Consider the following 11229-nt stretch of genomic DNA (forward strand, 5'->3'; position numbering starts at 1 on the left):
TGAGGCTCTCCACCACGCACACCTCATTTTCTCTGCGAGAAACCTCTATGCACCTCGGGCTAAAGCCACGAGGCTAAGAGAATTATCCCCGCCAGCCGGCGGGGAATGGCGTACGGAAAACTCGGCATGAGCTAAAGCAACATGCCTGGAACCACGGCTTTATGAGGCAAGAGGCTGAAGGCGTCAGGATGAAAAACCGTTCGAGTTTCAAGCCCGGCACGCGCTAAAGCATCGTGCCTGTAGCTGGGCGAACCACGCACCCCGCGTTCTCTCTCCACCACGTTATTCCCTCATTTTCTCTGCGAGAAACCTCTATTCCCTCCATGAACCTCGGGCTAAAGCCACGAGGCTATTAAAATTATCCCCGCCAGCCGGCGGGGAATGGCGTTCGGATGATAATGCCCGGCACGCGCTAAAGCACCGTGCCTATTGCTAGGAATTCAAAGCAGCTATCAATTCCAGGACACAGGTGGCCGCTTCCCCGAACCCGGTTTGCGATTTTTACGAGTAGCGATGATTTTGATATTGCGATTTTGCAGCTTGCCCGCCAGCCGGCGGGTGGACCACGCCCGATGATCCACCACGAACATCTCGAACCCTCTGTGCCCTCCGTGTCTCTGTGTGAGGCTCTCCACCACGTTATTCCCTCATTTTCTCCGCGAGAAACTAAAAATCACTCTGAGTCCTCCGTGTCTCTGTGTGAGACATTCCTCCCGCTACTTCACTATCGACGTCTTATACAACACCTCTCCCTTCCAATTCACCGCCTGCACCAACATCTCTTCCGATGTCAATGTCACAATCATGAATCCAGTTTCCGATTTCGCGAATTGTGTCCCTTCACGCTCTCCCGTTGGGCGACATTCCGCGCCAGCGCCACTCACAAAGTGATGCGTTTTGTGACCCTCCGGCTTGATGTGCTGTAAGTCATGCTCGTGTCCGCAGAAGTATGCATCAACCTCATATTCATCAAAATAAGGTTCCACATGCGAACGAACATATGCCGGGTCGTCCTTACGCTTTCCTCCCGTGTACAAGGGATGATGACCCACAACAATCTTCCAGTTTTGGGTGGTTTGTGCAAGCACAGAATCGAGCCATGTAAGCTGTCGCGTTGAGTCCTGACCCCAAACGTTGCGGTACTTGGTCTCGGTGTAGTAGTCGTCTTCCAACGGACTAGTATCCATGAACACAAAGCGAACATCGCCGTCATCTTCAAGCTCCATGTCGGTAACCCAATAGCGGGCCGGCATAGTCCATCTTGCAGACTTAAGTGAGTAGTCGATTTGCGCTTGTGGATTCGTTCTGTAGTCGTGGTTGCCGAGCACCACATACCAAGGAGCCTGAAGAAAATTACCCGTGTATATATTTTCGAAGGATCCCTCCCAAAGCGGATCATCTACCGAAGCAACGCCGTTGTCGTAGAAATTGTCACCTGTCGAGATGATGAATTCCGGCTCGATCACAAATGCCGCCTGGTTCATCGTTTCCGCTAGGTCTTTTTGATGAAAATATCCTTGTCGCCCCCAATCGCCAATGACATAAAAACTGAGTCCGTCTTCAAGAGTCTCGAGGTCATTCAACGATTCAATTTGAAGGGTTGATGGATACGGATCGATGGCTACAGGGGCTGAACTTTGCTCTGTAGGTGCTGTACAGGCGGCCGCAATGGCCAAAAGTGAAATAGGAAGAATCTTCATGTCTATAAATGTAAAAAAGGCCGCCCCATTCCTAGAGCAGCCTTCATAGGTTGAAATGTCTATTAAAGGTCGAGCTTCACACCAAACTGGTAGCGCGCGTTGTAGTATTCCATTTGCATAGTTTGCTCCTGAATACCTTGGTAGTAACGCAACGGCTGGTTTGTGAGGTTTGTTGCTTCAGCAAAAATGCGCAAGTATGGAGTGATGGCGTATGACACGTTCACGTCCAAGAAAAGTTGCTCGTCGTAGTAGCGGTCAAAGAACGCTTCGTCGCCGTACTCGTCGATGTAATCATCGGCGTAGTTTACAGAAACACGAACTGTGAACGTCTCGTCGTTGTAGGCCAATGAACCGTTCAACATGTGGTTGGCAGTTCCCGGAAGTGGAAGTCCTTCTTCGCGACCATCAACACCGGTAGTTGAAGTTTCGGTGTAGGTATAGTTGGTGTAGATGCTCATCGCATTCCAGAACTTACCTGGGATGAAGTCGAGCTTTCTCTGCCATGCCAATTCAACACCAAAAACATCGGCAGTACCGCCATTTAATGGCTGAGTGAATACGTCGTAAACATTGCCGTTGTAAGCTACATCACGACGTTGAGAAGTGTAAATGAAGTCGTCGATTTGCTTGTAGAATACTCCGGCTGAAAGAATACCGATAGACTTGTAGTAGTACTCACCCATCAAGTCGAAGTTCGTCGCTAGTGCAGGGGTGAGGTTGGGGTTACCCAATTCGATTTCGTTGTCATCAACAATGATGAGCTCGTAAGGAGCGATATCGTAGTAGTTTGGACGAGCCAAGGTGTTTGTCCAAGCGGCACGAAGGATGAGGTTCGGCTGAACGTCGTACTTCAAGTGAATACCTGGTAGGAAGTTGTTGTAGTTCTGATCTCCCGTTGTTCCTTCTACCTCGTCGGTATCGTCGTTGTAACGGTTTCCTGTATAAGTGGTCTGAGTATTTTCCCAACGCAAACCTGCAATTACACGAAGCTTTGCACCGATCTTTTGGTCGATCATTGCGTAAGCAGCCGTGATGTTTTCGGTAGCGGTGTAGTTGGCTGGTGCGAATTCTTCGAAAAGCAATTCGCTATCGAAATTAGATCCGTTCAAGTTAAGGCGACCAAGCGCTTCTGGACTTGCGAAACGACCTGCCTGATACTTAGAGCCGGCAAGGAAATCTTCGTTTGTAACGTTAATCAAATCGATGTCATCCATAGTTCCGATTGAACCGTCGTTTGGCTCATACTCGTAGAAATCGTTTGCACGAAGCTTCTCTTTGTTGCGGTAGCGTCCACCGAATTGGAGTTCGCTGGCGTAGTCGCCATCGCTTAGTGGTAGCGTGAAATCAAGTCGGGCGTTTAGGTCGTTTTCTTCCGTAAACTGATACTCTTCAGTAAGCTCGTTCAATACCATGTTTGAACCTTGTGTTGCTCCTGGGTTTACAGCAGAGATAAGTGGGAAGCGCGGGTCGCTGAAGTCAGAACGAACGCTGATGAGTTCGGTGTTACCATCGTCGAATGCGTACTCGATGTAGCGCTCGTTACTGCGTTCTTCGGAAGCGCGTGCGCGAGTGACCATCCAGTTCATTTCGAGATTTCCGAAGAGGTGGTCACCACCAACTTGAACGTTCCACATGCGCTGGTCTTCCAAGCGGGCATTTTTGATACGATCGGAATCGATACCTCCTTTAGATTGACGCTCAACTTCGGCAAGTGAGATGCCGTTTGCATCGGGCTTTTCGATATCCTTCAAGCGATAGCGGTAGCGGTTTTCCCAATCGTCGCGCCAGTTGTAAATACCGCGAACGTATACAGTGTGACCTTCGGCTAATCTATAGTCGAGGTTGGTAGAGATGCTTCGGCGGGCGCGGCGAACGTAATACTGACGAATCTGTTGGTCGGTGATAAAACGATCTTGTTCGTTAGCGTCGTAATCCCATTCGAATTCTACGTTATCTGAGCCGTAATCCACATCATTATAAGAACCAGAAACGACGATGCCGAGGCGGTCGTTTGCCACGCGGTTCCCGTAAACGAAAGCTCCGGTATAAAGTGGTTGGTTGTTGAAGGCGGTGATACCTGAAGCACCGGTTACGGAAATACGTTGTCCGTTCGGGGCGGCACGAGTAACGAGGTTAACGGAACCTCCGATGGCGTCGGCATCCATATTTGGAGTTACGGCCTTGTTCACTTCGATAGTTTGAATCATATCGGCAGGGATAAGGTCCATTTGAATACGGCGGTTATCGCCTTCGGCGGAAGGAACGCGTTCACCGTTGATCATTACGCTGTTGAGTTGAGGTGCCATACCGCGGATGATGATATCGCGAGCTTCGCCTTGGTCATTTTGCATGGTGATTCCAGGAATACGACGCATGGCTTCACCGATGTTTGCATCGGGGAAACGACCTACTTGGTCGGAAGAAACGACGTTGGTAATGTTGCCGTTCGTGCGTTGGGTGTTGAGGGCTTTGGCCTGACCTCTAATAATGTTACCCGTAACAATAACTTCACCTAGTTCGTTGGAGGAAACGGTGAGCACAGTGGTTTGCGAAACGGTTTTTCCTTCTTCTACATTGATAGAAACGGACTGGTCGGTGTATCCGATGTAATGGATGGTGATAGTTTGAGATCCGACAGGAACTCCGGTGAGGACATACTGACCTTGGAGGTCGGTTACGGCCATCTTTCCGATTTCGGAAATCTCAACAGAGACGCCGGGTAGAGGCAGATTCTGTTCGTCATAAATATAACCTCTGATGTTCCCTGTTTGGGCGAGGGTCACCACAGAGAACAAGAGGAAAAGCGATGAGTAAAGATACTTCATGGTGGTTGAGAATTAGTTCAAAACCAAAACAACCACTCTGTGTTGACCCCTTCTTTAGCTTGAGGTTTCCTTTAAGTTAGAAACGGCATGAATCGAGGTTAGAAAAGTGTAAAAAGATGGGGGTTTGTGTTAAGTGCAAATGGTTTGTGTGAAGTGTTGAGGTGCACTATGGCGACTTCCACGAGATTGGGATGACAAATTCAGTTACTCGATGATATTCTTAAAGATCTTTCCATCTTTCATGATCAAAGCCAAATTGGATTCTGCATCCTGGAGAATGGTGATGTCTTCGAGTGGATTCCCATTAATCAGAAGTAAATCCGCATAAGCTCCCTCCTCAATGACTCCAATCTGTCCAGGATACGGATTTCGCTCCCCTGATAATTGAAGCAGTTCTGATGCCTTTGATGTTGCTTGATTCATGATTTCTGTAGGTGTGAACCATTCGGTGCGCAACTCGAACTCCCTATTGATGGTGGATAACTCCTCTAGACTCGTGATGATATCGGATCCAAAAACAATATTGACAAAGCCTATCTTCTTGGCAATAGTGAACATATTGTCGATTCCAGCATAGGCTTGGTCATGCTTCAACTTTTGATCATCTGTATAACCATTTGGATGATAGGTGTATACGATGACTTGCGGCGAGAGCCACATGTTGTACTCTTTCATGATTCTCATAGCGGCTTCGTCCACTAAGTTCCCATGCTCTATGCACTTCACTCCGTTTTCAGCTGCCCGGATAATACCGTCGCTGTTGTAAACGTGCGCCGTAACATACGTGCCCCAATCTTCCGCTGCTTCAACGGACGCTTGAATTTCATCAGCGGTGTATTGTGTCACATCTAGCGGGTCGGCATAGGACCCTGTGCCGCCTCCAACGCTAATTTTTATTTGCGAGGCTCCTCGTCTCAAGTTTTCACGAACTGCAATTAGCACTTCTTCTCGACCGTCTGCAATTTGAACTTGATTGTATTTCATGAAGATGCTTGGTTCATCTTCAACCAACTGAGATGGAAATGCATCGGTTCTGTGATCTGAGTGACCAGAAGTTTGAGAAATCATCGGGCCGGAAGGAAAAATTCTAGGTCCTTCAACAATGCCTTGGTCGATGGCTTTTTTCAAGGAGAAACAATTACCTCCTGCATCTCTAATAGTGGTGAATCCGCGGGATAAGTACATTTCAGCCGCCTGAGTAGATACATAGGCCCAGTAGTACTCATCGCTATTTGCTGCTACGCCAAAGGGCATTTGAAACATAATGTGGGCATGCATGTCAATAAAACCCGGAGTGAGGGTTCTACCTCCAGCATCAATTATGGTCGAATTAGAGTCTTGTGTGATAACAATACCCTCGGCAATCTGGACAATCTTATTCCCCTGAATTAGCACGTCCTTTCCTTCAACTAGGTTTTCGGACCCGTTAAAAATTTTTGCGTTTGTGATGAGAATCGTTTGTTCAGCTTCCTGGCCATGGCTGGTAAGGAATGAGAGAGACATCATAACAGCTGTGATGATGTTGAGATTTAGGGCTTTCATCTGGGTCTTTCTTTTGATTGCTTTGAACTGTCGTGATTTATAGACGCGCAGCAATTGGGTATATCAGTCTTTGAGAAGGCAAAAGTTATAGAATTACCAAGTAAAGTGCCTAGGTTTTCGGAATAATCGTACTTCGGTGAGTGACCTAGCGTTTACGGAAAAGCACGCTTAACTTCTCTCAAAATCGCACATGGGGATGCGTTGTATGGAGATCATGGAGCTACTTGTCCGACACAACCCTGAGGACCCGGAAGACAACGAATGGGATTGGAGGTAGTTGTGAATGATTCCATCAAAACAATGAAGGGTGCGCTTGTTTCACGTTCTTTGTTGCTTTCATTACTTAATCTCTCATGGTGTTCAAGAATCTATTCGTTTTATCTTTTGTACTCGTTTCATCTACTCTATTCTCACAAGGGAGGATAGATTATCCAGAGCTGGAATTATCATTTGTACCTGTTGAAGGTTGGGTTGAACTTGAAAGTGAAAGCTCGCGAGTTGTGTATCAAGGATTGGAGGCAGAGTCTTCTGGTGGCGGATACGTTGTCTTTCAAATCAATCAATTTCCTTCAACTGGTGACAAATTAGATGATTTATGGACCAACATTATTTCGGTTCAATATCCTCAAAGCTTTGATAGTTTTCGTGTCGTTGTCAACTTCTCCACAAGTATAGATTCGGTCCCTGCAAAATGGGGAGAGTTTAGATATGAGTTTGAAGGACAGGCATTTAGACTATTCTCAGGGATAATCATCAAGGAGGATAGGGTTTATAATGTTCTGTACATGACACAGGACTTGAGAAGTAGGAGCGAACTAAGATCCTTCCTTTCCGCATTCAATAGTATAAAGTTTGAGTGAGGCGTCATAGTGAATAGCTTTCACTATTTAGAGCTAGTCGGAGCTCCAGGATCATCTGGATAAACTCCCCGACGACTTTGTTTCCTTCAAATCCACTGCTCTTTTGAGAACGATTAGGGATTCTTACTTAGAAGCTCCTCCTTACAATCACAAATCATTGTCTGGATTGAAGCATCTTTTGTTAAGTCAATTTTAAACTCATTAACTTTGAAGTTGTAATCTCTTTCCTTTCTCGAATGAAGAATCTATTTCTCTCAATTGTGGCTTTGTTTGCCACTGCATCTATTTCAGCTCAAACCGTTACAAACCTGAATGATTCCGGTCCCGGATCTCTACGCGGTGAAATCCTTGCAGCTAGTCCAGGAGATGTGATATCACTGAGTCCAAGTCTGCTTGCCAATGGAAGCGATACACTCACACTGCAAAGTGATATTATCATCAACAAGGGATTGACCATTCAAGGCATTAACACAGCGACGGATACACTTTATATTAATGGAGGAAAACATACCAGACTATTCTATGTCGACATTACTGGCGGGTCAAACCGACACTTGAAATTCAAGAACCTAACTCTCATCAACGGTCGGGATACAGTAAGCACTAGTGATGGGCATGGAGGAGCTTTGTTAGTTCTGAATGCAGATAGCGTGACAATTGAAGATTGTCATTTTGAAGGGAACGAGAACAATAATGGTGGTGATGGAGGTGCTTGTCATATCACTGGAGCGCATGTCAAAATAGTTAGAAGCTCTTTTGTGAGAAATAGGATCTCTAACTGCACCTCAATTTGTCTAGGGGGAGGAGTATATATCTACCAGGGCTCTACTTTCATTGATTCCTCATCTTTCCGTGGACAAACGAGCGAATATGATGGAGCTGGATTGTTTGTTTGGGACAGTCCTTTACGATGTTTGAATTCTGAATTTATAAAGAACAGGAATTTGACAATCCATACGACCACGACGATAGGTGGAGCAATCTTTTCATGGGGAGAAAAGGTGTTTATTGATAAATGCATATTTAAGCAGAATGAAGCAGGAAGTACGGGCAGTGCGGTTGATGTCTGGAAAAGTGCTAATGACGTGTTGGACGGAGACAGTGTTACAAACTGCTTGTTTGAAGCCAACAGGATCATTAATAGCAGTTCGGCTGGAGGAACACTCACAGCTAATCGAATGTATGTCAGCGGGAGCTCCTTTATCAATAACATCTCAGCTTCTTCTGCAGCAGCGTTGTTTTGTAGAGATTGCGAATTAGTAAACTCTACTATTTCAGGAAACACGAGTACGAGCGATGGTGTCATTCTCGTCAAGGGTGATTGTTTATTGCAAAATGTTTCAATCGTTAACAACTCCGGAACGAATGGAGTAATTACCTACTCCTTGTTTAACTCACCAATTGATACTGTCACTATCAAAGGTTGTATCATTGCAGGAAATAGCAGCCCAGACGGAGTTCATAATGTTTATCTAGAATCGCAAGGTTACAACGTACTTTATGACTCCCCATCCTCCGCACAACCAACCGATATTGTAGGTGTAACCAGTGGCTTGAACATGGAACCACTCGCCATGAACGGTGGACTGTATCCCACCCACATTCCAATGGTAAACAGTCCAGCGTACAACGCTGGAGATTCAACCGATTTCTCCCCAGCTCAAAACGGACCTATCTTCGGACGTAGGGACATCGGCGCAGCAGAACGAGGGATAATCTCGTACGACACAACATTAGTCTGTGGTAACATTACTTGGTGGGGCAACAACTACAACATGCCTGGAACATACTCCGACACCGCCTACAATCCGAACTCAATCGATTCAGTTGGAGTTCTAGTGTTGTACAGTCAGGATACCTCCATTGAGAACCGAAATGCTACACTCGTTGCTCTCGAGCAATCGCAAGGAACCTCTTACCAATGGGTAGATTGTGCGAATGGCTACTCGCCTATTGCAGGAGCCACAGATTCAACCTTTCTTCCCACGGCGAATGGAAGTTATGCGGTTGTGCTAACAAACGGATCCTGCTCGGATACTTCTGATTGCATCAATTACAACGAGGTGGGCATCAAGGAACAGTCGACAACACCATTGTTGACTTTCTATCCGAATCCAACAAGCGGTAGCCTCACGCTGTATTCACCCAATGAACTTCCAAATCAACTTCAGGTTCTAGACCTATCAGGCAGAACCATCTCAACTATCAAAGTATCGAACAATGAAATTCAGCTTCCAGCTTTGACTGTGGGAATCTACCTCTTGAAATGGGAGTTTGAAGGAGGGGTTGTTCAGGTGGATAGGGTTGTTGTGGAGTGAGAAAATGACATCAAATATTAGCTAGGAAGTTTGGGTCTCATTTTCTCTGATTGTGAGAGGCAATGCTAAATGGAGAGGTTGTAACTATGTTAAGTAGGGATTAATTGCAGATAGGACGGTTGCATATAAAATTAAAGCGTCGCATCTTTGTGCATCTCTAAAATCTCTCGTTCTTATATATCTCAATCTCGTCGTCTCTCAATTCACAAACATTAATGAATTGTCGTTCACAGTGTTTACTGTTAACTCTTATTGACTCATGACCGCTATTGCCATGGTGTTTATGCAGTTCAATATAGACTAGGTTCAGGTCTAATATGTACACAGGGTTTTTAGGTGGATTTTACTAGTTGTAGTTCTAAAATCAAACCTATATGCATCGCTCTCGACTTCTACTACTCTCGTCGATTCTAATCGGAGCACATACCTTCGCTCAGAATGCACCAAATCCTGGTGGCGTTCAGGCTCCTACCACATGGATGGCCCAAGAAGATGCCTTATCGACCATTGGCAATTATCATTCGTTCAATCTAGAACAAGCGCTTGACGCATCGGAAATGGATGCGCTTTCATTGCAAGGAAGCAGCACTGTTTTTATGGTGATTCAGCCGAATGAGAATCCAAGCGGGACCTTGTTGTTTCATTTGGGTGATGTTGCAATTTTCGATGACCATGTTGAAATGCGTGGTGAGTCGATGTCAACCGAACTAAAAAAGGGAGAGCCGACACTGCTAACATATCAGATTCAGCGTCCCAGTCATTATGCGCTTCGAACGTCATCGAGTTATGATGTTCATTCATCTAGTGCTTTTGAGATTGGGGAGCTCATCATTTTCGATGGCATTTTATCACGCGAACAACTGCGCAAGGTGAACAGCTATCTGGCCTTGAAATACTCTGTTACTATCACAGAAAATGATAAAGCTCAGTGGCGTGATTACTGGACACCAGAGAACGGACATTATTGGGATACACGAATTGACAGACTCTACAAGGAACGCGTCATCGGGTTAGGTAGAAGTGATGCAGAGCGTTTTTATCAAACGCAAACGGTTACGACCAAAGGTGATGCACTTTGGTTGTCTTTGGGTTCAATTGCAGATGAAGGCACAATGCCCGCCTCAACAATTGATGATGAATCGTTTGTAATCTTTTCAGAGAAAGATTCAAAAGTAAGCACGGCTTCTTCGTGTCGAATCGAAGATGGCGTAGCACACCCACTTTCACAATGGAAGTTTCAGTTGCAGAACTGGTCAAGCGATGAATCGACACTCATCTTGCGTGTTAAATCAGTAGACCGCGTAGAGCTTAAAGATTCTCTTTTTCTATACGATGGCACCGTTGTACAATACCTGCCACTTGTTGGAATGACCGACGGTTTTTGGAAGTATGAAGTAGACTTATCGAACCTTCAGGATTTTCGTCATTATTTCTTCACTACGAATCCTCAAATGGAGTGCGAAGACGAGTCCATTGAAGTGATCGACAATCAAATTGTTGTCAATGAGCGCGGCATGTCTGCATGGGATGTTGAAGTTCAATCGCTTACAGATGGTTCAACGGTGTTAAACCGGGTGAATGGAAGTTCTACTAGTCGTTTTGCCACGGCTGGTCAGTATGTAGTATCCATATTAGACACCAATGGAAATTATCGGATGATGCAGGTAGTTTCAATTGGAGAAGAGTCTGTAGAAGACATCGCCTTATCAGGCCCTGAATTAAAGATCTATCCGAATCCGATTGAGCGTGGCCGAGAAGCCACGTTGGAAATCAATGATTTACCAGAAATGGAGGGTGACGTGAGCATTACAGTCACGGATGCCCGTGGTCGAATCATGTCACAATCGGAGCGTGAATACAGTCCGAACATCGTTCATCCAGTGCGTTTGAACATGCCAGGAATCTACACGGTGATTGTTCGACAGGGCAATTCGGCCTATTCACTCAAGCACATTGTGCGCACCTCAAACTAATACCTCGCTAA

Annotated in this window: 6 protein-coding genes; 3 read left to right on the top strand and 3 right to left on the bottom strand. The window is 45.8% G+C overall.

All coding sequences use genetic code 11. The features are described 5' to 3' along the window. Window positions 1-716 precede the first annotated feature (716 nt). The 3 genes from F8C67_RS13615 to F8C67_RS13625 form a co-directional block, all read right to left on the bottom strand. Window positions 717-1700, bottom strand: a complete 984-nt coding sequence (locus F8C67_RS13615) for a purple acid phosphatase family protein (protein ID WP_151668415.1) — start codon at window positions 1698-1700, stop codon at window positions 717-719. Window positions 1701-1762: 62 nt separating this feature from the next. Next, the gene (locus tag F8C67_RS13620; RefSeq protein WP_151668416.1) at window positions 1763-4525 is read right to left on the bottom strand and encodes a TonB-dependent receptor; all 2763 of its coding nucleotides are present in this window, start codon (window positions 4523-4525) and stop codon (window positions 1763-1765) included. Window positions 4526-4729: 204 nt separating this feature from the next. Then, window positions 4730-6067 carry a metal-dependent hydrolase family protein gene (locus F8C67_RS13625; RefSeq protein ID WP_151668417.1) on the bottom strand — a complete coding sequence of 446 codons (1338 nt, stop codon included), beginning with the start codon at window positions 6065-6067 and terminating at the stop codon, window positions 4730-4732. A 356-nt stretch (window positions 6068-6423) separates the two neighbouring features. Between F8C67_RS13625 and F8C67_RS13630 the strand changes: the two genes are divergently transcribed. From F8C67_RS13630 to F8C67_RS13640, 3 genes are all read left to right on the top strand, one after another. Further along, on the top strand, window positions 6424-6927 hold the full coding sequence (locus tag F8C67_RS13630) for a hypothetical protein (protein WP_151668418.1): 504 nt from the start codon (window positions 6424-6426) through the stop codon (window positions 6925-6927). 236 nt (window positions 6928-7163) lie between these two features. Continuing rightward, entirely contained in the window at window positions 7164-9245 is a 2082-nt protein-coding gene (locus tag F8C67_RS13635) for a T9SS type A sorting domain-containing protein (protein ID WP_151668419.1), read from the top strand. A 374-nt stretch (window positions 9246-9619) separates the two neighbouring features. Beyond that, on the top strand, window positions 9620-11218 hold the full coding sequence (locus F8C67_RS13640; protein ID WP_151668420.1) for a T9SS type A sorting domain-containing protein: 1599 nt from the start codon (window positions 9620-9622) through the stop codon (window positions 11216-11218). The last annotated feature ends 11 nt before the right edge of the window (window positions 11219-11229 follow it).

It is taken from the genome of Phaeocystidibacter luteus (assembly GCF_008933115.1).
GTDB lineage: Bacteria > Bacteroidota > Bacteroidia > Flavobacteriales > Schleiferiaceae > Phaeocystidibacter > Phaeocystidibacter luteus.